Annotated in this window: 27 protein-coding genes, 1 tRNA gene and 1 pseudogene; 6 read left to right on the top strand and 23 right to left on the bottom strand. The window is 35.5% G+C overall.

Features of this window, described 5'->3' with window-relative positions:
- From M0Q24_RS08635 to M0Q24_RS08725, 19 genes and pseudogenes are all read right to left on the bottom strand, one after another.
- A pseudogene (locus tag M0Q24_RS08635) lies at window positions 1–110 on the bottom strand (50S ribosomal protein L13); the annotation flags it as partial.
- A 218-nt stretch (window positions 111–328) separates the two neighbouring features.
- Entirely contained in the window at window positions 329–940 is a 612-nt protein-coding gene (locus M0Q24_RS08640; RefSeq protein WP_295049695.1) for a LysE family transporter, read from the bottom strand.
- Window positions 941–1108: a rubredoxin gene (gene rd / locus M0Q24_RS08645; RefSeq protein ID WP_295049698.1), complete on the bottom strand. Its 168-nt coding sequence runs from the start codon at window positions 1106–1108 to the stop codon at window positions 941–943.
- 57 nt (window positions 1109–1165) lie between these two features.
- Complete coding sequence (locus M0Q24_RS08650) at window positions 1166–3928, bottom strand: RecB-like helicase (RefSeq protein ID WP_295049701.1); 2763 nt, start codon at window positions 3926–3928, stop codon at window positions 1166–1168.
- A gap of 169 nt (window positions 3929–4097) precedes the next feature.
- Window positions 4098–6452 (bottom strand): PD-(D/E)XK nuclease family protein, encoded by a 2355-nt coding sequence (locus M0Q24_RS08655; RefSeq protein ID WP_295049703.1) that lies wholly within the window; start codon window positions 6450–6452, stop codon window positions 4098–4100.
- A gap of 15 nt (window positions 6453–6467) precedes the next feature.
- Window positions 6468–6974, bottom strand: coding sequence for a FixH family protein (locus tag M0Q24_RS08660; protein ID WP_295049706.1), 507 nt, complete (start codon window positions 6972–6974; stop codon window positions 6468–6470).
- Window positions 6961–7650: a 3-dehydroquinate dehydratase gene (locus M0Q24_RS08665; RefSeq protein WP_295049709.1), complete on the bottom strand. Its 690-nt coding sequence runs from the start codon at window positions 7648–7650 to the stop codon at window positions 6961–6963. Before M0Q24_RS08665 ends, M0Q24_RS08660 begins: the two co-directional genes overlap by 14 nt.
- Before the next feature lie 109 nt (window positions 7651–7759).
- Entirely contained in the window at window positions 7760–7969 is a 210-nt protein-coding gene (locus tag M0Q24_RS08670) for a DUF4006 family protein (RefSeq protein WP_295049710.1), read from the bottom strand.
- A gap of 10 nt (window positions 7970–7979) precedes the next feature.
- A complete protein-coding gene (locus M0Q24_RS08675) occupies window positions 7980–8903 on the bottom strand; it encodes a c-type cytochrome (RefSeq protein WP_295049713.1) in 924 nt (307 codons plus the stop codon).
- An 11-nt stretch (window positions 8904–8914) separates the two neighbouring features.
- Window positions 8915–9118, bottom strand: a complete 204-nt coding sequence (locus tag M0Q24_RS08680; RefSeq protein ID WP_295049716.1) for a cytochrome c oxidase, cbb3-type, CcoQ subunit — start codon at window positions 9116–9118, stop codon at window positions 8915–8917.
- 12 nt (window positions 9119–9130) lie between these two features.
- Window positions 9131–9823, bottom strand: a complete 693-nt coding sequence (ccoO, locus tag M0Q24_RS08685; protein WP_295049719.1) for a cytochrome-c oxidase, cbb3-type subunit II — start codon at window positions 9821–9823, stop codon at window positions 9131–9133.
- A gap of 17 nt (window positions 9824–9840) precedes the next feature.
- Window positions 9841–11334 carry a cytochrome-c oxidase, cbb3-type subunit I gene (ccoN, locus tag M0Q24_RS08690; RefSeq protein WP_295049723.1) on the bottom strand — a complete coding sequence of 498 codons (1494 nt, stop codon included), beginning with the start codon at window positions 11332–11334 and terminating at the stop codon, window positions 9841–9843.
- A 247-nt stretch (window positions 11335–11581) separates the two neighbouring features.
- Complete coding sequence (carA, locus tag M0Q24_RS08695; RefSeq protein ID WP_295049726.1) at window positions 11582–12706, bottom strand: glutamine-hydrolyzing carbamoyl-phosphate synthase small subunit; 1125 nt, start codon at window positions 12704–12706, stop codon at window positions 11582–11584.
- 37 nt (window positions 12707–12743) lie between these two features.
- Entirely contained in the window at window positions 12744–13295 is a 552-nt protein-coding gene (locus M0Q24_RS08700) for a DUF507 family protein (protein WP_295049729.1), read from the bottom strand.
- Between the two features lie 114 nt (window positions 13296–13409).
- A complete protein-coding gene (locus tag M0Q24_RS08705; protein ID WP_295049731.1) occupies window positions 13410–13919 on the bottom strand; it encodes a PDP protein in 510 nt (169 codons plus the stop codon).
- A complete protein-coding gene (locus tag M0Q24_RS08710) occupies window positions 13916–14338 on the bottom strand; it encodes a flagellar export protein FliJ (protein ID WP_295049734.1) in 423 nt (140 codons plus the stop codon). The genes M0Q24_RS08705 and M0Q24_RS08710 overlap by 4 nt, the downstream gene beginning before the upstream one ends.
- Window positions 14339–14443: 105 nt before the next feature.
- A complete protein-coding gene (locus M0Q24_RS08715; RefSeq protein WP_295049737.1) occupies window positions 14444–15691 on the bottom strand; it encodes an adenylosuccinate synthase in 1248 nt (415 codons plus the stop codon).
- Window positions 15681–16568, bottom strand: coding sequence for an ATP phosphoribosyltransferase regulatory subunit (locus M0Q24_RS08720; RefSeq protein ID WP_295049740.1), 888 nt, complete (start codon window positions 16566–16568; stop codon window positions 15681–15683). The genes M0Q24_RS08715 and M0Q24_RS08720 overlap by 11 nt, the downstream gene beginning before the upstream one ends.
- A 2-nt stretch (window positions 16569–16570) precedes the next feature.
- Entirely contained in the window at window positions 16571–17683 is a 1113-nt protein-coding gene (locus M0Q24_RS08725; RefSeq protein ID WP_295049743.1) for an alanine--glyoxylate aminotransferase family protein, read from the bottom strand.
- Window positions 17684–17858: 175 nt separating this feature from the next.
- Here M0Q24_RS08725 and M0Q24_RS08730 point away from each other — a divergent pair, with 175 nt between their 5' ends.
- Window positions 17859–18626, top strand: a complete 768-nt coding sequence (locus tag M0Q24_RS08730) for an undecaprenyl-diphosphate phosphatase (protein ID WP_295049745.1) — start codon at window positions 17859–17861, stop codon at window positions 18624–18626.
- Between the two features lie 245 nt (window positions 18627–18871).
- Here M0Q24_RS08730 and rdgB read toward each other — a convergent pair whose 3' ends face one another.
- Window positions 18872–19459, bottom strand: a complete 588-nt coding sequence (gene rdgB / locus M0Q24_RS08735; protein ID WP_295049747.1) for an RdgB/HAM1 family non-canonical purine NTP pyrophosphatase — start codon at window positions 19457–19459, stop codon at window positions 18872–18874.
- 74 nt (window positions 19460–19533) lie between these two features.
- Here rdgB and M0Q24_RS08740 point away from each other — a divergent pair, with 74 nt between their 5' ends.
- Window positions 19534–20850, top strand: a complete 1317-nt coding sequence (locus M0Q24_RS08740) for an MFS transporter (RefSeq protein WP_295049750.1) — start codon at window positions 19534–19536, stop codon at window positions 20848–20850.
- An 82-nt stretch (window positions 20851–20932) separates the two neighbouring features.
- Window positions 20933–21109, top strand: a complete 177-nt coding sequence (locus M0Q24_RS08745) for a hypothetical protein (RefSeq protein WP_295049752.1) — start codon at window positions 20933–20935, stop codon at window positions 21107–21109.
- Between the two features lie 46 nt (window positions 21110–21155).
- Here M0Q24_RS08745 and infC read toward each other — a convergent pair whose 3' ends face one another.
- Complete coding sequence (gene infC, locus M0Q24_RS08750; RefSeq protein WP_295049768.1) at window positions 21156–21647, bottom strand: translation initiation factor IF-3; 492 nt, start codon at window positions 21645–21647, stop codon at window positions 21156–21158.
- A 23-nt stretch (window positions 21648–21670) separates the two neighbouring features.
- Window positions 21671–23479, bottom strand: a complete 1809-nt coding sequence (gene thrS / locus M0Q24_RS08755; RefSeq protein ID WP_295049755.1) for a threonine--tRNA ligase — start codon at window positions 23477–23479, stop codon at window positions 21671–21673.
- Between the two features lie 156 nt (window positions 23480–23635).
- On the opposite strand from thrS, the gene M0Q24_RS08760 reads away from it, so the two are divergent.
- Entirely contained in the window at window positions 23636–24175 is a 540-nt protein-coding gene (locus M0Q24_RS08760; RefSeq protein ID WP_295049757.1) for a DUF1007 family protein, read from the top strand.
- The gene (locus M0Q24_RS08765; protein ID WP_295049760.1) at window positions 24172–24948 is read left to right on the top strand and encodes a sulfite exporter TauE/SafE family protein; all 777 of its coding nucleotides are present in this window, start codon (window positions 24172–24174) and stop codon (window positions 24946–24948) included. The genes M0Q24_RS08760 and M0Q24_RS08765 overlap by 4 nt, the downstream gene beginning before the upstream one ends.
- A gap of 48 nt (window positions 24949–24996) precedes the next feature.
- Here the strand turns inward: M0Q24_RS08765 and ilvD are convergent, their stop codons facing one another.
- The gene (ilvD, locus tag M0Q24_RS08770; RefSeq protein WP_295049763.1) at window positions 24997–26685 is read right to left on the bottom strand and encodes a dihydroxy-acid dehydratase; all 1689 of its coding nucleotides are present in this window, start codon (window positions 26683–26685) and stop codon (window positions 24997–24999) included.
- A 156-nt stretch (window positions 26686–26841) separates the two neighbouring features.
- Between ilvD and M0Q24_RS08775 the strand changes: the two genes are divergently transcribed.
- Window positions 26842–26916: transfer RNA gene (locus M0Q24_RS08775), tRNA-Gly, on the top strand.
- Window positions 26917–26960 lie beyond the last annotated feature (44 nt).

Here is a 26960-nt window from a genome sequence, read left to right on the forward strand (position 1 = left end):
AGTATAGTAGCTACTTCTGTAATCATACGACCGAAAGTTTTACCCTCTGCATCAATCAAAACCCATTTTTGATCGATTTGTTCAGAAGTTGCAATTTTTGTAAATTTCATGACCTTAGAACCTTTCGTTTTATTTTATTGCGGAAGTATAACCATATAAGCTTAAATATAGCTTTATTTATGGTTATTTTAAGCTTATGTTTGATGTGTTTTCAATAGTATTATTTTGCCTAGTTCCCACGCTCTGCGTAGGAACTCATATATCTCTGAGCTAAATGTATATATAGGCTCCCACGCAGAGCGTGGGAGCCAGAGAAGCCAGAGAAAGGTTAAAACTGCATTTGCGAGAAGAGATTAAGAAACATTACCAGTCCAAAACCTAGCAAAATCACAGCTGAAACGATGTTAATCGAGTATGAAACTCTAGGCGAGATCCTATGTTTAGACTTATGTACTAGATATGGCATGATGGTTATCCAAAGTGCTATGGCACTAAGCATTCCAAAGAGAGTAATAAACATCTCTAGCTCTTTTGATGCTACAAAACCTGAAACACTTAACCAAAAACCAATAGTGTATGGATTAACAAAAGTTAATGTTAAACCTTTTATATAGAGCTTTGGATAATTGCTTTTCTTAGAGGCTTTACTCACTTTTTGTTTACTACTTCTACTTTTAAAAATAGAATAAGCTAAATAAATAAGAAATATAGCTCCAAAAAAAGATAAAGAGTTTAAAATGTAGGGTTGTTTAAAAAAAGTTACAAGTCCAAGCATGATCAAAAACAAGTAGATAATATCAGAGCTCATTGCTCCAAGACCTATTGTTACAGCACTTTTGTACTCTTTTATAGCTTCATTCATTATAAGAATATTGATCGGACCCAGTGGAACTGCCGCACCAAGTCCGAGTAAAAATCCTTCAAAAAAGGAGAGGATCAATTAATCTCCATCGTACTCAGAAAAATCCTCTTTGCTAACTCCACACTCAGGACAAACCCAATCATCAGGAATATCTTCAAACTTAGTCCCCGGTGCTATATCACCATCTGGATCTCCAATCTCTGGATCATAGATCCATCCACAGACATCACAAATATATTTTTTCATCATCTCTTCCTTATGTTTTTTTTAGATTATATAGCATTTGCTATAAATATGCAATAACTAATGAACCTCAACAAGCCTTGTCTCTAAGCTTGAATCTTGTAAATAAACTATATATCCATTTACCTTTTGTTTTGTAATCTCTTTTATTGCCTCTATATAGTACTTTATTTGTGTTTTATGCGCCTCTACGTCACTATATCCAGTTTTATAATCCATAACAGTAAAACTTCCATCTTTTTGTTTTATTAGTAGATCTATATAGCGAAGATTATTGTTATAACGGATGGCTTGTTCTTTGTAGATCTCATCACTCACAAGTGAAGTGAATTTCTCATTTTGAAGTAGTTTAACTACTCTGTTTTCTATCTCTTGGATCTCTATATCTTCTAATGTGTAACCATATTTGTTTAACATCATGTGCTTTGCATTTTCTATACTAGAGAGTTTAAAATCTGCCATCATCTCAAGCATATAGTGAAGTGCTAAACCAAAGTTTATGGCTTTTAGGTCATCTTCATCATCCTCTTCTAGTTTTAAAATATCACTTTGAGTTCCATAATATAACTCTTCGAAGTTAAACTCGTTAGTTATCTTATTTGTTTTTTCACTTCTTCTATCGAGCTCTTTTACACTTGGTTTTTCTCCTAGAGTCTGGGCTTTTAAATCTAAGATCTCAAAGCTAGAATCTTTTAATTTTGCTATAATGCACAAACTCTCTTTTGCCCTTGTAAAAGCTACATAAAGAGCATTTAGTGTATCTTCTTTTGCTAAGATCTTCTCTTTTGCTAACGCCTCGGCATATTGTAGATCTAGCTCATCTCGACCTTTAACTCTTAGGTAGAGATCTCTTAGTTTGATCCCATCATATTCATAGACTATTGCATCTCTTGCTGGTGGTGCTTTTTTGAGTCTATCCATCACAATTACATGTTCGTACTCTAAGCCTTTTGACTTGTGAATGGTCAGAACTCTTACCCCACTTATGTCAGAAGCCGCAGCACTAATATCGAGTCTCTCATACTCAAAAAGTAAAGCTTCTATGTCATCGTAAGCACTTATGGCAGCCATAAAGCGGATAAGATGAAAGTCGTCACTAAATAGTTTGTACTTATCTATGGCATTTTTTACAAGTTGTGAGAGTTTTGTTTTTTTAAGATCTGGCATTGCAATATTTTCTAGATCTCTTTGAATAAGTGCAAAAAAGTTGTATTTGTAGATCTCTTCTTGGAAATAGAGATATTTTAAGTATTCTAAAACCGCTTTTACAGATCTTTGGTTAATTAACTTTGTTGTTGTCTCAGTAACTACTTCTATATTTTGATCTTCTAAGAGCTGCTTTATGATCTCGCCATCGCCATTTGTAGCACAAAGTATGGCAATTTCATTTATGTCTGTTTTTAGGTCTATTAACTCTTTTGTCTTAGTAAGTGTAGCTTCTAAAATATCCTCAGCTACTTTTACTTCAACATAGCCACCTTTTGCATCTTCTCTTGTTTTTTGCGGGGCGTAGTTTTTGATCTTATCTTTAAATGTCTCATTTACAAACTCTATAATGTTTTCTTGAGATCTGTAGTTTGTAAGAAGTGCTTCAACTTCTGTATGACACTCTTTTACAACCTCACCAAACAATGCACTCACACCACCGCGAAACCTATAAATAGACTGCTTTACATCTCCCACAAAAAAGAAGCTTGCATCTTCTTTTACTCCGCTACCTGAGACTATCTCGTTTATAAGTGGTTTAAGTATCTCATACTGCAAAATGCTAGTATCTTGAAACTCATCTAGTAAAATATGCTCTATATTTGCGTCAAGTCTAAAGTACAAAAACTCACTATCAATCTGCTCTCTTAAGATCTTATAAACTAAGAGTGTAACATCGTTAAAACTAAGCTCACTATCTTCTATATAGAGTGCTTTTTTAGACTTTTCATAGATCCCACTAAGTTCGTTTAGTGCATAAAAAAAGTTCTGCTCTTTTGCAATAGTATGTGCTTTTATGGAAGCTTGGATCTCTACTAAATGTAGATCCATCTCTGGAGTAAAACACTTTGAAAATGTTCTATAGTCCAAGCTCTCACGACCTAGCCAACTCTTAGCTAGAAGCTCCTCGTAAGTTGCAGCATCTACAGCATTTATAACAGTTTGCGAAGCACTTTTGCATCTACTCACTATTTCTCTTAGACTCTCTAAGTTCTTCATTGCGACATCTTCAAAGTGAGAAAATTCTTGTTTTCTAAACTCCAAATGTGAGATCTCTTGTTGCTTAATATAAAACTCATCTAAAAGTGAAAAAATATCTGTAAGTCTCTTGTTTGATTGTAGAGAGAGCGTTATTAGTGTCTCTAGTTTTCTTGCATTTCTTACCTCTTTTAAAAAGCGTGAAAGAAGTTTTAACTCGTGCTGAGAGCCCATTGTCGTAAAGTCTGGCATAAGCGAAGCGTAGAGCGAAAACTTACGTAAGATGTGAGAGAAAAACTTGTCTATAGTCATGATCTTGGAGTTTGAGTTTAAAAACTTCTCTAAAATCTCATCTCTATTTTTTAGTAATTCTGCTTTTTGCAAGCCTGTCACTTTTACGATCTCATCTAACTCGCCCCTATTTTCTAACTCTTCTAAGGTTTCAACTATTCTCTCTTGCATCTCATAAGCTGCTTTGTTTGTAAAAGTAAGAGCTAGGATCTTTGATGGAGTTGCTCCTAAAAAAAGTAGTGAAAGGTAGCGAACAACAAGCATAAAAGTCTTACCACTTCCAGCACTCGCCTCATAGGCTAGGTTTTGTTTAAGCATATTTACTGCCTTTTTTTGTTTTTTTATCACTCAGGGCGAGGTTGAAACCTCGCTTCCAAAAGCCGTACCAAAGTTTCAAACCACACATCTCTTTATCTGGCTCCCATGCTCCGCGTGGGAGTCTATATATACTGCAACTCAGGCATATATGAGTTCCAACGCAGAGCATTGGAACTAGAAAGAAGGTTTTGCTTAAACATCACTCTCTACCACACATAATTTTATATTCGCAATATTGGCAATGCTTTGTATCTTCGCATAGCTCAAAGTTCACATCTTCTATCATCAAAAGATCTTTTATATGTGAGCCTAAAACTTCTAGTTTCTCTTGTAAAAAACTCTCATTTGCAATCTTTGTGTTTTTTAAGTCGTAATATCCGCATGAACTGACTTCTCCTAGACCTGAGGCTAAAAGATAGTAAAACTCTAGCTGAAAATCTGTCGCTTCGCTAAAGTTTTTTGCGTTAAATATTGGATAAGATCCTGTTTTATAGTCAAGCACCTCAAGAGTTTTATCTTTGATATCTATCCTATCTATAGTTCCCATAAGCTTCATTCCTGCATATGAAGTCTTTAGCTCTCTCTCACAAGCAAAGACTCTATAACCTTGAGAGAATCTCTCAAGATCTAGGAGACAAAACTCATCAAGTCTTCTCTTTTGTAGCTCGATGAGATACTTATCTAATTCACTTTTCCCACGGACTGCATCCAACTCACTACGAAGATCTTTTTTTAACTCTTCAAGGTTCGTATAAGAAGTTTTTTTTGTATATAGATTTTTCAAAGCTTCATGAACGGCTGTTCCTATCTCATGTTCAGCTGGCATATCTTTTGGGATCTCATGGTTTTTTATGGCTTTTATATATTTGTAATAGTATCTTCTTTTGCAGATTAAAAATGCTTTTAGTTTTGTGGCTGAGAGTGTTACATCTTTAAAGCAGTAAGCGAGTTTTATCTCTCCATCTTGTAGATCTGCCTCTTCTTCTATATCTTCAAAAAGTATCTTTGCATAGTCTTGTTCTGCGAAATTGCTTTGCTCTCTAATGCCAAGATGCTTTAAAAATCTTGAAGGCGAACTCTCTTGTGAATTTACATAAGAGATGGCTACCTCTTTTGCTGAGTTTATTAGCATCTCGTAGTAGTATTTTTGCAGGTTCTCTCTATCATTCATTGTTGGTAAGCCTGCCATCTCTCTAATATTTGTGTTTAAAAACATATCTTTGTCACTTCTCTTTGGAACATTTGCGTCGCTAAAGTCAAGGATGATAACCGCATCAAAGTTTATAGCTCTAGTCTCTAGTAGTCCCATAACTGTAATCTCTCCACCTCTTACATCATCAAGAGCAGTGGAGCTTAGTCTTTGCAAAAATATAGACATCAAAGATTTGACACTCATACCTTTCATGCTTGGTAGTATATTTTTTAGTAGATACACTTGTTCACTATATATCTTTTTTTCTTCTTTCGTCACTTCACATAACTCTAAAAAAGAGTTTAGAAGTTCCATACAATCTAGTTCTTGAGTTTTTTTATAGTAAATACTAAAAAGTGCTTTGTATATCTCGTCTCCAACTCTTTGCAGTCTTGCAAAGTTTTCCTGAGATCTGTTTTCTATCGCCACACAAGAAGCACTTATCTTTTGGTGTATCAGTGATGAACTAAATGGCTCTCCCATAGCAAAGTTAAAATTGCCTACTTTATCAAACTCTCTTAGGTGCTTTGCCATACTCTCATCTGGTAAAACGATTGCGATGTTTTTTGCCTTGTAACCTTTTTTTATGAATTCATATAGTTTTTTCTTTACAAATGCAACTTGCAACAAACGCTGAGTAAAAGATTCACAGTTTACATTTTTGTTTTGTGTTATTGGATCTTGTTGTAGTATCTGTTTTGTATTTAGCGAGATCTTGTATCTCTGTCCTATCTCAAATTCTATCTCTGTTATAAGTGCTAGCCTCTCTTGCATCTTAGAGTTAAACTTCGTTGCATCAAAGATAATAGTGATGTTTGAATACTCACAACACTTTGCTAGTAGCTCAAACTCAAAGTTTGTAATATGACCTACTGCTCTTAGCTCTATCTCTTTGTGTGAAGATGCATAAGAGCTGTTAAACTCATAAAGTTTTGGTAAAAAAACTCTATCTAATATGCCACGTTTTTGGCAGAGCTTTTCATAACGTCTATACAGCTCTTGAAGTATGCTTATATGCTCTTCATACTCTGCGTAGATATCTGAGGTGTCTAGATCTTCTATGTCATAGATCTCAGCGCTTAACTCTTGGAAAAATTTGAAAATATATGAGGAATTTTTAGTAAATGTAAAGAAGTTTCGCTCGATGCGAAGAGCTGAGAATGAGCTAAAGTCCGAAGCTTCTAGAAGAAGCAAAACTCTGCTATCTTCATCTACCATCTTCATATCTTTTACGATGCAAAGTTTTGAGAGAAACTCACTCATACTTATGTAGTTTGGTAAAAAAAGTGTTTGATTTTCTATTTGGAGAAGCTCGTGGCGTATAGCCCGAGCTGTTGGAAGAATAATTGTTTTATTTTGCATGGTAGATATTATAGTCTAATATTCTACTATTTCATCTTTTCTTGTATCTGCTTTTATATTTAAGTATCTCTCAAGTTTACCAACATTTACCTTAGCCATAATATCCCATCTACCTTCTATTGGTATCTTTATAGACTCAAAACTATAGATGCCATCACTCACTTCAAATGACTCTAATATCTGGTCATGCTTATGGTTGTTTGGTCTTGTAATTACGATCTTTACTTTTGCATCGTTTATAGGATTATTTTGCTTATCAGTTACTTTATACTTTATAGTACTATTATCAAGATTTAAACCTTCATTTATATAGTCAACCGTGTACTCTTTGTCAAAAGCAATGCGAGCTTCTATGATCTCGTTTGCTGCAGCATCAGCCTCATGATAACCTCTCATATAAGTATCGCTATCCTCAACTGGGAGTGTATTTGTGATCACGACAGTTGCAACACAAGCACCAAAAACTAAAATTATAGCTATGCTAACAGCATATGGCCATATAATTCCGCTACTTTTTTTCATCTCTTTGCCTCTTTGGATATATTTTTCTCTTTATATAGATCAACAATGCGTATAGTATCACACCATAAAACAACACTTTGACAACTAAAATACTAGTTTGATTTGCACTGCCTACTGCATTTTCTAAAACCACATTTTTACTCTTTGCAACTTGCTCAGCAATATCCGCGTAACCGTTAAACATGGATCCTGAATATTTTCCTTTTTGTTCACCATCTTTGGCTTTTTGTGCTAGAAGTGGGAGAATCGTGCCTCCGCTACTCATATCACTAAAGTCCATATTTATAAGTGCTATAACAAAAGCCTGAGCCCTAGATGAGATGGGGCTAAGGACTTGTTTTTTATCAAAATATTCATATAAAGATGCAGGATTTGCTAAAATGTCTACTCTCATATCTAACTCTGAAAAAGTCAGAAGTATAGTAGGCTCATTAAAATTTTGCATTAGCTCTTTTTCATATTCAACTATATTTTTACCATTTGGCAACTCTCTTAGCATTACTAGCTTTAGAGATATTCCAGTTTTTTCATATAGTTCGCTACCTAGCTTGTTAATCTCTTGATTAAATGCTGGGTTGAAGATAACTTCATCTTTATATAAATACTCTTTAGATTGCAGTAGGCTTGTAAAAAAAATGAGGGTGAGGGCTAGGAGCCCTCTGTTAAGAAATTTCAAGAAAATCCCTAACCAACAAAAAGATGATTTGGTGTTACCACCGCGTAAATTGTGTAAATTGCCATGATAACAAGGCCCCATGAAATTATTTTATCCATTATTTACTCCTTTACTTCACATCAACAACATGCTTAGCATTTTCTGTGCTAAACATTTTGATTGATTTTTCATCTTTGATTTCGTAAAAATTAGACATGTTAGCATTTTGTACACTAAGACCCCACACTGTTAGAACAGCAAGGATGCTTAGTAGTAAAACAGTAGCTATTAACATGCCAGTAATACCATCAAGAGCAAATACGCTTCTATTTTCATTCATACCTGACTCCTTATTTGCTTAAATCTGTGACATAAGCGCCAACAGCTTCTTTTTGCTTAGCATTAAGTCTATCAAATGCCGGCATTTGACCTATGCTACCTTTTTTACCATGGTTTAAGATGTTAGTAACAAGTTCTGGACTAAATGTTGCAACACTTGGAGCTACATATTCCATACCTTTACCATCTTCACCATGACAAGCTGCACAAGTACCAACAAACACATCAGCACCAGCTCCGCTCATACCATTAGCTACATACTTAGAAACAACATCTATTTCTGCATCTGTAATAAGGGCACCTGTATTAGAGTTAAATAGACCATTACGATCTGGCATTGGCATCTCTGATCCTAGTAAGTGGTTGTTTGAACCATTCTCGATAGCAAATTTTACAACATTTGCTTCCATTCTTACATTTAGATCTGCTGCTTTGCCATCTATACCATCAGCATTTAAACCGTGGCACACTTTACACTCTGCTAAGAAAACTGACTTACCCATATCGATTAGTCTATCGCCAGTAATATCAGCATATTTAGACTCAAACTTTGCATTGTGTGCTGCTGAATCTTCATTATACTCACCAATTTGTGAATATGCGTTTACAGGATAACCTATTGTAAAATACCACATACCCCAAATCATTGTAAGCAAAAATGCGATTGCCCAACCCATCGGTAAGTCATTTAAATATTCGCCAATTCCATCCCACTGCTCATCAGCTAACTGACCCTGTGCAGTATCGGATTGCATTTGACGAACATACTTAATCACAACAAAAACTGTAATTATTACAAGTGATATAGCACCTGCAATAGCAAGCATATTTACGATATCACCATTTAAACCACCTTTAGTTAAGAATATCGTGTAATACGTAGCCCCTAACATAATTGCAGTAATGATAATTCCCCAAAGATAAAGCTTATTCATATATCTCTCTCCTATTTCTTTTTATCGTCTGATATAGATGCTACAGGAGTATCATCTATATCGTCATGTAGTGCCATATTGCTATACTCTTCATAGTCAACTCCATCAGAGTTTTTTCTCTTTGAATATAAATGATATATATATCCATAGAGTCCAATAACTAAAAACACAGTTAGTGCGAAGTAACCATAAGCTTGTAATTGTGCAATATCCACTATAAACCCTTTTTACTTAAGACTATTAAGATATGCAATTAGAGCTACTATCTCAGGAATCTCACCACGAGCAACTGCATCTTTAACATTTTGATCTTTCATATCAACTGCAATCTCTTTAGCTTCAGCTAAAGCCATGGCATGTGCATCAGTTACATTGTTGGCCATCTTAACCACTTCTGTAGTTCCATCTTTCATAGGAATTGGCTCATTATAAGGAACCGAGAAGAACTGTGCATTTGTTAATTGTTCTGCATATGCTGTTGGGATATCAGCTATATTGCTATACATCCAACGATAAGCAGGCATAACAGATCCTGGAACAACACCAGATGGATCTTTCATATGACTTTCATGCCAGTCTGTAGTACGATAGTTACCCACACGCATTAAGTCTGGTCCAGTTCTTTTAGAACCCCAAAGAAATGGTCTATCATATGCATACTCACCACTTAATGAGTAGTGACCATAACGGTCAGTCTCTGATTTAAATGGACGGATAAGCTGTGAGTGACAAGCATTACAACTATTTTTTATATAGATTTGGCGACCAGTAGTCTCCAAAATTGAATATGGCTTAGTTCCTATCACAGGACGAGAAGCTTGAGCAAAACTTGGAAGAATCTCTACCAATCCTGCAAAAGCAATTACTAAGAACACACCTACCGAGAAAAAGAACGGATGCTTTTCTAACCAATGAAACATAATATAATCCTCCCTTTCTATGCGCCCATAGGCGATGCAGATTGTAGCTCAGATTCTTCAACAGGACGAGCAGACATAGTTTTGTATATGTTATAAGCAAACATAAAGAAACCAACTAAGTATAACAATCCACCAACACCACGAATAGTGTAATAAGGATGTAATACAGTAACAGTATCGATAAACGAGTAAGCTAAGTTACCAAATTCATCGTGAGCACGCCACATCATACCTTGAGTAATACCAGCAATCCACATAGAAGTGAAGTATAAAACAACACCTAGCGTTTGAATCCAAAACTGTGAAGTCATAAGGCTTTTTGAGTAGATCTCTCTCTTAAATACACGAGGAGCCATGTGAAATAGTGCAGCCATAATCATAAAGCCAACCCATCCAAGAACACCGTCATGAACATGCCCAACAATCCAGTCTGTAAAGTGCGCTATTGCATTTACTGATTTGATGGCCTGAATAGGACCTTCTAATGTAGAGAACATATAGAATGTTGAAGCTAGAATCATAAACTTAATAAGTGGAGATGCTGCAACTTGTTGCCATTCGCCCTTCATTGTAAGAAGCATATTTATCGCTGAACCCCATGATGGTAAGATCAGGATAACAGAGAAAATTGAACCCATTGTCTGCATCCAGTCAGGAACAGTTGAGTATAATAAGTGGTGACCACCAGCCCATAGATAAAGAAACATCAATCCCCAAAAAGATAGTAATGATAACTTATATGAGTAGATAGCTTGACCAGACTCTTTTGGTAAAAAGTAGTAGATCATCGCAACTATAGGAACAGTAAAACCAAATGCAACAGCATTGTGACCATACCACCATTGAACTAGTGCATCATTTGTACCTGCGTACATAGAGATAGAGTGCCACCAGTTTCCGCCTACATGACTCCCATCAGGCGCAGATGCCATTATAGTCGGGATTTCCATATTGTTAAATAGATAAAGCATAGCTATTCCAAGGAATGTAGCTATATAGTACCAAACAGAGATATATAGTGATTTTTCACGGCGAATACCGATAAGTCCAAATATACTCATACCAAAAAGAACCCACACGACAACGATTGCGATATCGATAGGCCACTCAAATTCAGCATACTCTTTTGAAGTAGTAACACCTGCAAAAAGTGATATAACAACTGCTACAACAGTTATTATGTACAACCAAAAGTGCAACTTGCCTAAAAACATCAGCAGTTTTGACTCTGCCATTGATACTTTTAATACACGCTGACCAACATAATACCAAGTAGCAAAAATACCACTAAGTGTAAACCCGAAAATAACTGCATCAGTATGCAGTGGACGAAGACGACTAAAGTTTGTATATTCAGCAAGACCTTCACCTAACATCAGGTTTAACCCTGGATAAGCAAGTTGAAATGCTAAAATTACACCGATGAGCATGCCAACAATTCCTAGAGCAATTGTTGTGAACATAAACATCTTCGTAACCGTATAGTCGTACTCTAATGGACGATTCTCCATATATAGCCTCCTTAAAGATTCAAAGCAATTATGCCTAATTAGATATATGACCATATAATTAGACCAATTAACAGCATTACTATAACCATAGAAATGTTTAAAGTATCTTAAAAAATGACTATTTTATGACAAATTTGAAAAATATAAGTTTTTTGTTTACTTTTGTAAATTTATATTTGTTTAAGAAAGTGAGGTTTATTTTTTGGTTGGCTTATGAGGAGACTAAGATGCTAAGTGCATCTTAGTTTTATCTTTTTATAAGTGAAAGAAATTCGTTAAATACATAATTACTCTCTTTTGGTCCAGGATTTGCCTCTGGATGATGCTGAACTGAAAAAATTGGAGAGTCATTATACCTTAACCCTTCTATTGTATTGTCAAAAAGATTAATGTGAGTTACTTCTGCAATCTCTACTATATTATCAGGAACATTGTAGTTATGGTTTTGAGCTGTAATCTCTACAAATCCATTTTTAATATTCTTAACAGGATGGTTTCCACCGTGGTGTCCAAATTTTAATTTATATGTCTCATAGCCATGAGAGATAGAGAGTAGTTGATGCCCTAGGCAGATTCCAAACATTGGTACCTTTGCATCTATGAGTTTTTTTATCTGCTCTTGTTCTTTTTTTAATACAAGTGGATCACCAGGTCCATTTGACAGAAATACTCCATCTATAGATTTTGAAGTGTATTTCTCTATCAAGTCATCCGCACTAAAGTTATTTGGAAGAACTTCAACACTCATCCCTGCACCCACCAGCCCATTTAAAATATTTCTTTTTACACCAAAATCAATTACTGCAATATTTGCCTGAGGAGTCGGAGGAGCATCATACTTAAATTCTCGATCTGAGTAAGTAGAACTTTCATGAATATAAGCTTTTTTTGTACTAACTTCTTCTATATAGTTTATATCTTCAATGCGAGGAGAACTCTCTAAAATCTTTTTTAGCTCTGCTTTATCACCAATAGAAGTAGATGCTATCATCATCATAGCACCCTCTTTTCTTATCATCTTAGTTAGATATCTTGTATCAATATCGCAAATTCCCATTACGTTATGCTTTATCAAAAACTCATCTAATGGTCCCTCAGCTCTAAAGTTCGAATATCTGTTTTGATATTTTCTAACCAGTACACCTTTCGCATGTGCTTTTGAGCTTTGCATGTCTTGCTCATTTGCACCAACATTCCCAATCTCGGGCATAGTAAATGTAACAAACTGTCCTGCATATGATGGATCAGACATAATCTCTTGATAGCCTGTCATAGATGTATTAAAAACTATTTCACCAACTACAGTACCTTCTGCACCAAAACTATTTGCTTCTAAAAAAGTTCCATTTTCAAGATATATATACGCTTTCACTTAGCTCTCCTTTGCTTAAAAAGAAAATTTACTCTCATTATTCCATGCCTCTTTTCATAAGCTCTTCTCTATAAATTTTTTCATAAAGAATATCAAACTCATCTGTTCCTGGGATATATCTTTTCTTATAAGATCTAATCCTATCCATTACTGCATCTTCTATCTGTGAAGCATCTGCTATAAATGATGTTATAGCATTATAGATAATATTTTTTATACGGTTTTCTGTAACATCAAAGTGGATCAAATCCTCTTCATAAAGCTCATCTAAAATCTTATGAGAGATATCTGAGTATCTCTCTTCGTAGTTTAGTATAACACCAAATTCTGGTGCTAATTTTTTCTTTATCATAAAAAATAGCTGTCTCTCATCTGCAAGCATGAACTCAATCTCTTCTTCATTTTCATCACAGATCTCTCCAGCTTTTTCTTCTAGTGCCATCTCTTGCTTTACGCTATGAGCAAGTACCTTCTCAGCCTCTTTTGCTACTATCTCAAGCCCTTTTGTCATCGTGACAACACCACTTTTATTTAAGTCAATTGCAACCCTGCTAGATATGTGAGGTATAGTTTTTAGTGATATTTTCATCGCGTGACCCTACTTGTTAAATTAATTTGTGAATTTTACAATAAAAATGATTAGAGTTTGATTATTTACTAATCTTACGCTCTAGAGCTTTAAAAATTATTTTGTAAGAGTTAATTACTTAACTAATAGAAGTGTTAAATCAGACGCTTTTTTAGGTTCCATCTTAGATAAAATTTTTCCTACAGTTTTTGGTTTTAACGAGCTAAGAATAGATGCTGCTTCTTCATTTTCCATATCTGAGAGTATCGCAGCAGCTGAAGCTTCTTTCATCTTTGCAAATGTTTGACCTATTTTATCCATCTTTATATTTTTTAATTCTTCTAAGATCCCTTCATTTTTTGTAAGCATTTGTTTGATGGAGTCTTCTTTTTCTTTTATTTCTAAGAGTTTTTTATCTACTACTTCTTCTTTTTCATTGAGTCTTGTTTCTTTTTTTTTGAGTAGTTCTTCTGTCGCGATTTGCAAGGCACTAAGTGCTTGTTTTTGTTCATCTATGCGCTCAAGTTCAACTAAGAGCTCACTCTTTCTCTCTTTGAAGATCTCAGTACATTCAAAGAGTTTATCGCTTGTCTCTAATGATAGAAGTGATGCTAAAAGGAGATGTAGGAGTATAAATATTTTCAATTTCTTTCCTTTTTGTTGTGAGTCATAAGTGCTACTTCATCGAGATCTTTCATCTCTTGAATTTTGAGTCTCTTTAGCTCTTTATTTGCCTCTTGAAGTTCTAAGTATTTAAATTTTTCATGCTCAATAGTATCTAGTTTTAGTTTTTCTTTTGCTTGATTTACTTGATCTTGTGCATAAACGATCCACTCTTGATTGTGTTTGACAAAGCCTCTTGCGGAATTTAAGAGCTCACGAGAGGTAAGAAACTCTCTCATGTTTCCATGCTGTGGACTTGTGATCTCATCTAGTGTTTCGTAGGATTTCTCTAGTGCAACTTTTGCTGAGTTTAAGTCAGCATTTGCCTTTTGTAAAATACCCTCGCTTTTATCCATAGCAGTTTTTTTTAACTTGACTAAGGGGGTAAAGCGGGTTTTCATACAACATTCCTTATCTCGTTCCATCCTCTCCTGAGGTGGAATGCATATACACCTAATTAAGATATATGTCACACCTCAGGAGAGGTGTGACAAGGGTGGTTAGGCTTAGAGTATTATCGTATCCTCTCTATGAGGAGAAGTTGAGATAATGCCTACTTTTGTTTTTGAGATCTCTTCGATGATTTTAACATACTCTTGAGCTGAAGCTGGTAGATCTTCAAATTTTCTAACTCCTACTGAGTTATCCCAACCCTTAAAAGTCTTATAGATCGGTGTCACATCTTCTAAATTCGATGGAAGATAGTCTATCTCTACACCAACAAGCTCATAAGCTACACAAACTTTTACCTCATCAAAACCATCAAGAACATCAAGCTTCATAAGTGCTAACTCATCACAACCATTTAAACGACTTGCATATCTAGTTGCAACTGCATCAAACCAACCACATCTTCTTGCTCGCCCAGTTGTAGTTCCAAACTCATGACCTCTCTCGCCTAAGAGTTTACCCTCTTTACCTAGATCTTCACTAGGAAAAGGACCATTACCCACGCGAGTACAATAAGCTTTTACTATACCTATAACTTTACCAATATCTTTAGGACTGATCCCAAGACCTGTACAAGCTCCTGCACTTACAGTTGCTGATGAAGTTACATATGGATATGTTCCATGGTCAATGTCAAGCATAGTTCCTTGAGCACCCTCAAGTAGGATCTTTTTCTTCTCATCAAGAGCCTTCCAAACCATATGCGTAGTATCAGTAATATATGGTGCTAGTTTTGCTTTATAGCCCTCTAGTTCTGCTAAGAGTTCGCTCTCTTTTGGTGTAGGAATTTCTAAAACATCAAAAATAGCTCTATCTTGCTCAAAATAATCTAGTATAGATGCACAAAGCTTTTTAGGATCTAGTAACTCAGCTACTCGAAAACCATTTCTATTTATTTTATCAGAATAGGCTGGTCCGATACCCTTTCCAGTTGTTCCAATAGCTTTATCGCCTTTTAGTCTCTCTTTTGCTTGATCTATTAGTGCGTGATAAGGAAGATTTAAATGCGCTTTATCTGAGATAAAAAGACGACCTTCTAAGCCTTCAAATTGCTCCATCTCTTTTATAATAGACTCAGGAGAGAGCACTACACCATTTCCTACAACATTTATAGCTTTAGGATTTAGTACGCCAGATGGGATAAGATGAAGTGCGTATTTTACGCCCTCAACCCAGATAGTATGTCCAGCATTATGACCGCCTTGACTTCTACAAACCATATCATAACTAGATGCAAGTCTATCTACTATCTTACCTTTTCCTTCGTCTCCCCATTGGATACCTACTATCAAATCAGCTTTCATTAAAATTCCCTCTTTTGTTATTGCTATCGTTTAAAACTATTTTTTCGCAAAGTGCATCTGTATATATTGCAAATCCAACAGAGTTGATCTCTGAACTTGTATATCTTCCGCCTCTTGCATAGACTTCATTTTTATCTATCATTCTAAAAAAAACTTCATCATAGTAGAGCATCTGTGCATAATACATTGGCGCTAAAACTATATTTTTCGATGATGCCTCTTGAGCTAAATCCTGCATCTTTTCTAACTCTATCTTTATAGACTTTGGCACAACCATTAAAAGCTCATCTAACTGATGAGTATGCTGAAGATATACAAGTTTTTTTAGCCACTCGATATCAAGATTTAAAAATTTATCTATATTTGTATGTCTAAAATCATCCAAACTTAACTCGTCAAACATCTCTACTAAGAGTTTTGGAATTCTGATATTTGATATCTGAATCAGAGGCTTAACTTCAAGTTTATGTAAAATTTCAGTCGCTATTTTCATAACAGATGAGAGTTTTTTCTCTCCCATAAACTCAGCACCTATCTGGTTTTGTTCAGTAGTTGGATAAGTAAAAATAGGCTGGATATAGAACCATTTTCTATGCTGAGTATTTCTACCAAGTCTTTTCTCGATGATGCGAATCACATCTATAGTAGAGTCCGCTCTTAGAGATATTGGATTGTTTTTTTCATCATTTGCTTTAATGAGTCTCTTCTCATCTGCGATGCTTAGATGCTGATGGTAAGAGAAAACTGGCGTTACAATCTCCTCAAATCCATTTGCATCTAAGATAGTACTAGCAACATTCTCAATCTCACGCTTTACTCTAGCACCCTTGCCAAAGTAGAGTTTTGATCCGTTTGGGATCTCATGTTCAAGTATCATGATTAAGCTTTAGTGACAAACATTGTCTCATTAAAGACTCTGTTTGCAGATCCATCGTAGACTCTTCGTCCTAGTTTTGCGAGTGTAAGCTCTACTGCATTTACAACCCAAGCCATTTCATAGTCGGGGATTAACCCCATCTGATTTATACGAAAGATCTTTCCATTTAGGTGGTCTTGCCCACCTGCTACATTTACTAAAAACTCATTTTTAAGTATCTTTCTAATCTCTGATGCATCTGCGTCATCTATAGTTGTCATAGAGATTGCTGGTTTTTTTGGATAGATATGAAGACCGATAGCTTTTAGAGCATTTGTAACTGCAATGGATCTAAGCTTTGTATCACTATATAGTTTTTCTATTCCGCCATCTCTCTTTATCGTTTCTAAAACTTCTAAAAGCCCTATAGTTAGAGTTGTTGCCGCTGTCCACGCTGTAGTGTTTTTTCTTTGGTTTTTTATCTCAGTAGCAAGATTAAAATAGTAACCTTTGCCCTCTCCAATTTTCTCAATTGCCCCATTACTTAGTCCAAGTATTGCTAACCCTGGTGGTAACATCAAAGCTTTTTGGCTTCCTGCAATTAGACAATCAATATTAGTAACATCTATAGCTTCAACACCAACAGCCGTGATACCATCAGCTATTATCATAATGTTTGGATTTATCTCTTTAGCCGCCTTTGCTAGCTCCTCTACAGGATGACGAAGTCCACCTGCTGATTCACTTATCTGAACTGCTATTGCATCTATCTCTGGGTTTGCTTTTAATGCTTGGACTACATCTTGGGCACTAACGGGTGTATCCCACTCATTTTTTATCTCAATGTTTTTTAATCCATGAGCCTTTGCGATTTTCCCAAATCTCTCTCCAAACTTTCCAGAGTTTACACTCAAAAGTTTAGAGTGACAAAGATTTATAACTGCCGCTTCCATAGCACCAGTTCCACTAGATGAGAGCATAACAACTTCATCACTCTTAAAAAGCTCAAAAAGATGTTTGCGTGTTGTCTCAAAGATAGCTTCAAATTCTGGTGTGCGGTGATGCATAGTCTCATCGCTCATGGCATTACGAACATTTTGAGGAACTGGAGTTGGTCCAGGAGTAAAAAGTAACATTTAAAAAGTCCTACAAGATTAGTTTGATTTTAAAACCTCGTATTATATCCAAATAAGCTAAATTTTTGATTATTTGAGCTTTTAAAAGTTCCTAATATCTAAGTTTTTTATAGTTTTAATATGCTACTATTGCGATATTAAAATATGATGATTTTTCACATTAAAGGCAGTTGTAGTGACGATTTTTGATTCGATAATTTTAGGAATAATAGAAGGATTTACAGAGTTTTTGCCCATCTCTTCTACTGGACATCTCATAGTTGCAAGTCAGTTTTTAGGCATAGATCAAAGTGAAGCTACCAAAGCCTATCAAGTTATTATTCAATTTGCTGCAATTTTAGCAGTAGTATTTAACTACAAAGAGAAGTTTACTCTTGAAAAGATCGACTTATGGACAAAGATTATTTTAGCTTTTCTCCCTATTGGCACTGTTGGTTTTATCTTCTCATCAGAGATCAAAGCTCTCTTTAGTGTTGAAGTGGTTGCTGTTATGTTTATAGTTGGCGGTGTTATTTTTTTAGTAGTTGAGAAGTTTTTTATACCAAAAGAAAAAATGCTTATAGATGATGTAGAAGAAGTCACTCTAAAGCAATCTATGTTTATAGGTTTTGCTCAGATCTTTGCTTTGATCCCTGGCACAAGTAGGGCTGGAGCTACTATCATTGGAGCTTTAGTTGTTGGACTTAGTAGAAAAGCTAGTGCAGAGTTTAGCTTTTTACTTGCATTTCCTGTTATGTGCGCTGTAACTGCTTATGATCTGGTAAAACATTATCATGAATTTACTAATGAAAATCTCACTATTTTAGCGGTTGGTTTTGTGGTTTCTTTTGTTGTGGCATACCTTACAATAAAGCTTTTTTTAGTCTTTTTAGAGAAGTTTACCTTTGTCTCTTTTGGTATATATAGAATAATCTTTGGCGTTTTACTCTTAATCTTACTTTAAATCTCTCTCCTACTCTTCAATATAAAAAAGAGGAATAGTACTTGCTTTGTCGCTATTGACACTATAGGAGGTTATTATGCAAGCTATAAACGAATATAACAATCGTTTACATAGTTTTGTAGAGAGACTAGAGAGATCTTTTTATAAACTAAGTCAAAGGTTTTTATAACACTAGTGCAGTTCTTTAGTTAAAAAGATACCATGGATGTAGTATCTATTTAGAACTTTAATATCCAAGGATGGATTTATAAACTCTTTAGGATCCTTTTTGCAAGACTTAAGGCTTTTGAACGATGTGAGAGTCTCTTTTTAAGTTCATCATCTAGCTCACCCAAAGTTTTGTCATACCCTAATGGAATAAACATAGGATCATAACCAAAACCGCCATCTCCTCTAGCTTCAGCTATAGCATCTCCATACATCCAACCATGAACACTATACTCACCTTTTTTTGTAACAATGGCAATTGCCGCTGTGTAGTGAGCGGGCGAAGATTTTATTCCTTTAACTTTTAGATCTTCTATAAGTTTATAAAGGTTCTCTTTATCATCTGCACCAACTCCAGCGTGTCTTGCACTATAGATCCCAGGTTTACCATCAAGCAGATCTATACTAATACCACTATCATCAGCTATTACTACTGCCTTTTCATCTCCTAGAGCTTTATAAACTGCTCTAGCTTTTATAAGTGCATTTTCTTTAAAACTATCCCCATTCTCTATTATCTCAAACTCTTCTATAAGCTCACTATATGCCATAACATCATATTCCTCACAGAGTGCTTTTATCTCTCTTACTTTACCTTTATTAGATGTAGCTAAAACTAATTTCAAATTTCTTCCCTTATACTCTATGTAATAATCTTTTCTATATAATTGAGAAATTATACTAAAATACAAGGCACTTCATGTTTAAAAAAGTTTTCCCCCTCTCCGCAATTTTATCTCTTAGATTTTTAGGTCTCTTTTTAGTTTTACCTGTTATCTCTGTTTATGCTTTAGGATTAGAGGGTTCTACTCCTTTTCTTGTTGGTATAGTAGTTGGTGGTTATGCACTTACGCAGGCACTTCTTCAAGTGCCTTTTGGGACGATGAGTGATAAGATAGGAAGAAAACCGACACTTCTTGTAGGTCTTATCATCTTTCTTATCGGCTCACTTGTTGCTGCATTTGCTACTGATATCTACACTCTGATGTTAGGTCGTTTTTTACAAGGTGCTGGAGCTATAGGCTCAGTCATTACTGCCATGATCTCAGATCTTGTAGAAGAAGAGGTTCGTGGAAAAGCGATGGCTATTATGGGAGGAACTATCGCACTTAGTTTTGCTATAGCTATGGGACTTGGACCTGTAGTTGGCGCTGCTTATGGCGTAGATGCTCTTTTTATTATAACTGCCGTCTTAGCTATTTTAGCCATGGTTGTTCTCTTTACAAAGGTTCCAACCCCGCCACGCATCAAGCACACCTATCATAAAAGTGCAAGGACTTCTGATATATTAAAAGATCCAAATCTTTTAAATATGATAATCATAAACGCTATGCAAAAAGGTCTTATGACTGTTGCTTTTGTGCTTATCCCCATCATCCTAACAAGTGATGCGTTTGCTTGGGAGAAGAGTGATTTGTACATGGCTTACTTGCCAGCTATGGTTTTTGGACTCATCGCGATGGGACCAGCTGCGGTTTTTGGAGAAAAATACAACAAACCACGAGAGATATTTTTAGCATCCATCGTACTTTTCATAGGTGCATTTTTAATAATGGGACTTACATCATCAAGTGTAGTTTTCGTAGTTGGTGTTGTTATGTTTTTTGTAGCTTTTAACATGATGGAACCACTTGTTCAGTCAATGATTAGCAAATTTGCTAAGGTGCATCAAAGAGGAGCAGCACTTGGTATTGGTAACTCTGTGGCTTACTTTGCAACCTTTGTAGGTGGAACTTTAGCTGGACTAATGTTAGACATTAGCGATAGAGGAACTATTGGGATCTCAGTTGCTGTACTGGCATCTGTTTGGTTAGTATGGACTATTAGACTTAAAAACCCTACAAAACACTCACATCTTTTTATATCTAAAGAGCTTGTAGATACAAACAAACTAAGCGCGCTTGAGAGTGAAAATATAGCTGAGTGGTACATAAATGAGACTGAAGGTAAAATAGTTATTAAGTATGTTAGTGATGCTATAGATGAAGATGCACTAAGAGTTAAGATTTCTTTATAGATCTTTCTCTTAATACACTCTTAAGATCATAACACTTTTTTCACATTTTATTCTTGTAAATTTTTTTTACAAAGGATAACTTATGAATGACTTATTTATACAAAATCTACTAAGTTATGAAGATATTAACACTCCTAAAGAGCGTAAAATTGAGATTGGCTTCTTAGATGAATATGGTGAAGGAAAAACGGCTGAAGATAAGATAGTTCAGTCTCTTATCTTTACTTGCGAAGAGGGAATGGACTACTCAAACCTTTAAAATATAAAGGCCTGAGAAAGAAAATTTGCTGCGCAACCGCTATTCGCTATTTTTGAGGTATTACATACATATTGAAGTAACGACCTTCAAATTTTGGTGGCTTTTCCATTACACCAATATCTTCTATCATCGGCCAAACACGAAGTAGTACTTCACGACCTGCTTCTGGATGAGCCATTTCACGACCTCTTAAAAAGACGCGAAACTTTACATGATAACCTTTTTCTAGAAACTCTCTTGCATGTTTAACTTTGTAAGCAACATCATTTTCAGCAATTTTAACAGATAGCTTAATCTCTTTTACAACGATTTTTACCTGATTTTTTCTCTGCTCTTTGACTTTTTTCTCTTCTTGGTATTTGTATTTACCGTAATCCATGATTTTAGCAACTGGTGGTTTTGCAGTTGGAGCGATAAGGACTAAATCCATACCTAGCTCATTTGCTTTACTCATAGCTTCATCAGTAGAAATAATCCCTAATGACTCCCCTCCATCTATATTACATCTCAATTCTGCTACACGGATATCGTCATTCATTATGACGCGGTCTGTTTTTTTACTCAAAAATTTACCTCATTTATTTTAGTTTGTATAAGCTTCAAAAATTCATCTTCGCTTAAATTGTACTGCTCTCTAGTTCTTCTGTCACGGATGGCAACAGTCTTACCTTCGACCTCTTCATCTCCAATGATAACGAGCATTGGAACTCTTGTTTTTTCTGCTGTTCTGATTCTTTTGTTAAGAGAATCGTTTTTATTATATATCTCACTATCGGCATTTATGTCGATTAGTTTATCTGCTAATTCTTTAGCATAAGCGTTGTGCGTATCGGCGATTGGCACGATAGCTACTTGCGTTGGAGCGATAAACATTGGAAATTCTCCAGCATAATGCTCCGTTAATATACCAATAAAACGCTCAAAAGAACCTAAAATTGCTCTATGAATCATAACTGGTTGTATTTTATCGTTATTTTCGCCATTATATTCGAGCTCAAATCTCTCTGGAAGATTAAAATCTAGCTGTATTGTTCCACATTGCCACTCACGTCCTATGGCATCTGTAATCTTAATGTCAATCTTAGGACCATAAAAAGCTCCACCGCCTTCATCTATCTCATATGGCAGTTCATTTTTATCCATAGCTGACTTTAAAGCTTTGATAGATGTATCCCAAACTTCATCGCTTCCAACAGCTTTCTCTGGTTTTGTTGATACCATCATCTTATAGTCAAACTCAAATGTAGACATGATTTTATCTACAAAATCAACAACTTCAATGATCTGTTCTTCTATCTGATCACTTGTACAGAAGATATGTGCATCATCTTGAGTAAATTCACGAACACGAAAGAGTCCATGAAGTGCTCCAGTGAACTCATGGCGATGAACTACTCCATACTCAAAATACTTTATAGGCAAGTCACGATAAGAGTGAAGTTCGTCTTCATATACTTTAATATGCCCAACGCAGTTCATTGGTTTTACACCAAATTCTACATCATCTATCTTAGTGAAATACATATTTTCACCATAGTTTTGGTAGTGCCCAGATGTTTTCCAAAGATCACTTCTTAACATTTCAGGACCACGAACTGGTTCATAACCGCGCTTTCGATGAGCTTTATATAGAAGGCCCTCAAGTCTTGCACGAAGTCTTCCACCAGCTGGAAGCCAAATAGGAAAACCAGCCCCTACTTCTTCACGAAAAGTAAAGAGCTTCATCTCAGATCCAACTTTTCTATGATCTCGTTTCTCAGCCTCTGCTAACATTTCCATATGTGCTTTAAGTGACTCTTTGTCTGCAAAAGCGATACCATATATACGAGTTAACATCTCGTTTTTAGAGTCACCTCCTAGATATGCACCTGAGATCTTAGTAAGTTTAAAAAATCTAATAAGCCCTATATTTGGTAAATGTGGTCCACGACAAAGATCTTCAAACTCACCTTGCTTGTATATGCTAACTTTATCATCTGTAATTCTCTGCATGACTGCTAGTTTTAAATGATCATCTTTGAACTTTTCCTTTGCTTCATCCATAGAGATCTCATACTTCTCGATCTCATACTTTTTCTTAGCAAATGAGAGCATCTGTTTTTCTATCTTTTTAAGATCACTCTCTCCAATCTCTGTCTCGGTTTTAAAGTCATAATAAAACCCCTCTTTTACAGTCGGTCCTACATAAAATTTTGCATCAGGATAGAGTGACTTGATGGCTTGAGCCATCAAGTGTGCAGTTGAGTGACGAAGAACTTCTAGAGACTCTTTTGAGTTATCAAGGAGAATTGGCTCACCTTCAAAACCCTTCTCTTTAGCAGTCTGTAAGTCAATAATTTCATTATTATGTTTTATTGCAATTGCGTTCAAAATATTTTATCCCTATATAAAAATTTTTGCCATAATAGCCTAAACTCACTTCAAAGTCGATAAAAGCTGCTTTAAGTGACTCCAATGGTTTTATAAAAGTATTAATAAGTTTCAGCTAAAATTGAGTTCATAAGAAACTACTAATTTAGGAATAATATGAAAAAGATAATAATTTTTTTACTTGCAAATATTGTTTTATATGCACATCCTCATATATTTATCGATGTTTACCCTAAAATCAATATCCAAGATACTAAAGCTACTTCACTTAGTGTAGAGTGGAAGTTCGATCAAATGACTTCTTCTGTGCTTATAATGGATTACGATAAAAATAAAGATAATAAATTTAGCGAAAATGAGATGGCTTTAATAAAAAGAAATACAATAAAATTATTTAAAGATCATGACTATTATTTAAAGATAAGAGAAAGTGATAGAAATGTAGAGATAGAAAAATTAGATAATTTTGTAGCCACTATAGATGAAGCTGGAAGATTAGTATATTCGTTTGATCTTATTTGTAGTTTTGAAATTAAAGAGAGTGTGCTTATGTTTTACGATAAAGGTTCTTATATTTCTTTTATGTTAAAAAAAACATTGTTAGAACCTTTAAATAAAAATATAAATTTTTATATTAGAAGGGTTGATAATGAAATTTACTTCGGCTACGCAATGCTTATTAAAGATATTATATGAATTTTTACAGTGAATTTTTGCATAAAATTGTAAATTGGCAATATCATTTAAACGACTCAGTTGCTTCATATATAAATTCGGTCAATGAAAATGGTTTAAGTGCTGTTATGGTAGTGCTAGCAATCTCATTTATATATGGTTTAGTTCACGCAGCTGGTCCAGGTCATGGCAAGGCATTGGTTTCGTTTTATTTTTTATCTCGTGGCGGTAGTTATAAAGAAGCCATAAAATTAGGCTATCTAATCTCCATTGTGCATGCTTTATCAGCTTTGAGCATTACATTTGTTATTTACTTTATTTTAAAAGGACTTTTCTCTAGAACTTTTCAAGAACTTAGTAATATTTCTATGATAATATCTGCTGGAATGATTTTGGCAGTTGGAATTTACCTGCTCGTAAAAGCGATAAAAGCAAAAAAAGAGAAAGAACAAACTGATTTTTCAAATGAAAAATCACAATACGCTGTGGCCTTTTCTGTAGGAATCGTCCCTTGTCCTGGAGTTATGAGTATAGTCTTGTTTTGTATTAGTACTGATAATTTATATCTTGGAGTTTTGTCGGCTATTGTGATGAGCTTAGGTATGGGCTTTACTATTTCACTAGCAGGAATCTTAACTAGTTATGCATCATCAAAAAGTGGAAGCTTCTTAAAAACAAAGGGGTACCTCTTAGAGATGTTTGGAGCAATTTTCATTATACTTTTAGGAGTTTTTTTATTTACTATAAATATTCAAAGCTTGTTTGCTCCTCAAGATGCAGCTCCCATGTTTTAAGATAAAAATTACCAAATTTTAAATGAGAAGCCTATTAAAAACGAAACCTTAAAGTTCCGTTTTTAGTACTGCCCCGTTTGAAGCGTTAGACACTAAGAGTTGATATCTCTTTAACCATTTTGATTTGACTTCATTTTTGTGAGGCTTCCACGCAGCTCTTCTTTTTTGTAAAATCTCTTCACTTACATTTAGTTGAAGTAGGTGTGCGTCAGTATCAAGCTCTATCTCATCACCATCTTCAATAAGTGCTATCAAACCGCCCTCAGCAGCTTCAGGAGAGACATGCCCAATAGAAGCACCCTTTGTTGCACCACTAAAACGACCATCTGTTATAAGTGCTACGCTCTCGCCTAGTCCCATCCCTTGGATAAGTGCAGTCGGAGCTAGCATCTCTTGCATACCAGGACCACCTTTTGGACCCTCGTAGCGGATAACTACAACATCACCAGGCTTTACCTTACGGCTCATTATGCCAGCTATAGCTTTTGGCTGAGAGTCAAAACAGATTGCCGTTCCCTTAAACTGTCTCATAGATGGATCTATTCCAGCAGTCTTTACAACCGCACCTTCAAGTGCAAGGTTTCCAAAAAGAATAGACAATCCACCCACTTGAGAGTAAGCATTTTCATTTGTGTGAATGATGTTTTCATCTAAAATATTTGCATCTTTGATTCTCTCGCCAATGGTTTCACCAGTTACGGTTGGATTGTCAAGATAGAGAAGTCCACCTCTTCGGCTTACCTCTTTCATAACAGCATTTACACCGCCAGCTTTATCAATATCATCCATATGAACAGTTGTTAAGGATGGAGAGATCTTAGCAATATGAGCCACATTGTCAGCGATTTCGTTGATCTTCTCTATTGGAAAATCAACCTCCGCTTCTTTTGCAATTGCTAACATATGAAGTACAGTGTTTGAGCTTCCACCCATTGCCATATCTACAACAAAAGCGTTGTGAACTGCTTTTTCATTTAAGATATTGCGAAAGTTGTTTTTTGCAGGATTGTCTTCCTTAGCTAGCTCAACTATACGCTTTGCAGCTTTTTTAACCATTGCGATTCTCTCTGGGGTCATTGCTAAAACAGTTCCATTTCCTGGAAGTGCAATACCCATAGCTTCACAAAGGGTATTCATAGAGTTTGCTGTAAACATTCCCGAACAACTCCCTCCTGATGGACAAGCGTTGCACTCTATCTCATAAAGTTCTTCATCACTCATTTTACCCTCAGCGTGTTCACCAACTGCTTCAAATGCAGTAGATAAGTCAATCGGCGTACCATCTTTTTTATGCCCAGCAGCCATAGGACCACCTGAGACAAAAATAGTAGGAACATTAACACGCAAAGCTCCTATAATCATGCCAGGTACAATTTTGTCACAATTTGGGATACAGATCATCGCATCTAACTGATGTGCGTTCATAACTGTCTCTATTGAGTCAGCAATAATCTCACGAGATGGAAGAGAGTAGAGCATCCCCTCATGCCCCATAGCGATGCCATCATCAACTCCTATGGTGTTAAACACAAACGGTACTCCGCCAGCCTCACGAATAGCTGCTTTTACTATCTCGCCATACTCATGCAAGAAAAAATGTCCCGGGATAATGTCGATATAGCTGTTTGCAATACCGATAAATGGCTTATCGAAATCCTCATCTTTAAGTCCAGTCGCTCTTAGTAGAGATCTGTGAGGTGCTTTATCAAAACCCTTTTTTATAATGTCGCTTCTCATGTTAATCCTTCGTAAATAGCTCTTGTAGTTATGATACTATTTTTAATATAACTGCGATTATACCATTTTTTGTCGATTTTTTTAAAAAAACTCTTTACAAATGAAAATTAAGTGGCTATAATTCCGCTCACTTAAAATATAAGTGGACCAAAAATTGCGGGAATAGCTCAGTGGTAGAGCACAACCTTGCCAAGGTTGGGGTCGCGAGTTCGAACCTCGTTTCCCGCTCCATATTAAATTATAAATTGTTGAAAGACACCCGATGCCCGGGTGGC

The organism is Sulfurimonas sp. (genome assembly GCF_023228785.1).
Taxonomy (GTDB): domain Bacteria; phylum Campylobacterota; class Campylobacteria; order Campylobacterales; family Sulfurimonadaceae; genus Sulfurimonas.

Bases quoted from the DNA above. Each gene is read 5' to 3' on its own strand.
- rd (WP_295049698.1), bottom strand. From the start codon at position 1,108: ATGAAAAAATATATTTGTGATGTCTGTGGATGGATCTATGATCCAGAG.
- M0Q24_RS08655 (WP_295049703.1), bottom strand. From the start codon at position 6,452: ATGCAAAATAAAACAATTATTCTTCCAACAGCTCGGGCTATACGCCAC.
- M0Q24_RS08660 (WP_295049706.1), bottom strand. From the start codon at position 6,974: ATGAAAAAAAGTAGCGGAATTATATGGCCATATGCTGTTAGCATAGCT.
- M0Q24_RS08670 (WP_295049710.1), bottom strand. From the start codon at position 7,969: ATGAATGAAAATAGAAGCGTATTTGCTCTTGATGGTATTACTGGCATG.
- M0Q24_RS08675 (WP_295049713.1), bottom strand. From the start codon at position 8,903: ATGAATAAGCTTTATCTTTGGGGAATTATCATTACTGCAATTATGTTA.
- ccoO (WP_295049719.1), bottom strand. From the start codon at position 9,823: ATGTTTCATTGGTTAGAAAAGCATCCGTTCTTTTTCTCGGTAGGTGTG.
- ccoN (WP_295049723.1), bottom strand. From the start codon at position 11,334: ATGGAGAATCGTCCATTAGAGTACGACTATACGGTTACGAAGATGTTT.
- M0Q24_RS08700 (WP_295049729.1), bottom strand. From the start codon at position 13,295: ATGAAAATATCACTAAAAACTATACCTCACATATCTAGCAGGGTTGCA.
- M0Q24_RS08710 (WP_295049734.1), bottom strand. From the start codon at position 14,338: ATGAAAACCCGCTTTACCCCCTTAGTCAAGTTAAAAAAAACTGCTATG.
- M0Q24_RS08715 (WP_295049737.1), bottom strand. From the start codon at position 15,691: ATGAAAGCTGATTTGATAGTAGGTATCCAATGGGGAGACGAAGGAAAA.
- M0Q24_RS08720 (WP_295049740.1), bottom strand. From the start codon at position 16,568: ATGATACTTGAACATGAGATCCCAAACGGATCAAAACTCTACTTTGGC.
- M0Q24_RS08725 (WP_295049743.1), bottom strand. From the start codon at position 17,683: ATGTTACTTTTTACTCCTGGACCAACTCCAGTTCCTCAAAATGTTCGT.
- M0Q24_RS08740 (WP_295049750.1), top strand. From the start codon at position 19,534: ATGTTTAAAAAAGTTTTCCCCCTCTCCGCAATTTTATCTCTTAGATTT.
- M0Q24_RS08745 (WP_295049752.1), top strand. From the start codon at position 20,933: ATGAATGACTTATTTATACAAAATCTACTAAGTTATGAAGATATTAAC.
- infC (WP_295049768.1), bottom strand. From the start codon at position 21,647: ATGAATGACGATATCCGTGTAGCAGAATTGAGATGTAATATAGATGGA.
- M0Q24_RS08760 (WP_295049757.1), top strand. From the start codon at position 23,636: ATGAAAAAGATAATAATTTTTTTACTTGCAAATATTGTTTTATATGCA.
- M0Q24_RS08765 (WP_295049760.1), top strand. From the start codon at position 24,172: ATGAATTTTTACAGTGAATTTTTGCATAAAATTGTAAATTGGCAATAT.
- ilvD (WP_295049763.1), bottom strand. From the start codon at position 26,685: ATGAGAAGCGACATTATAAAAAAGGGTTTTGATAAAGCACCTCACAGA.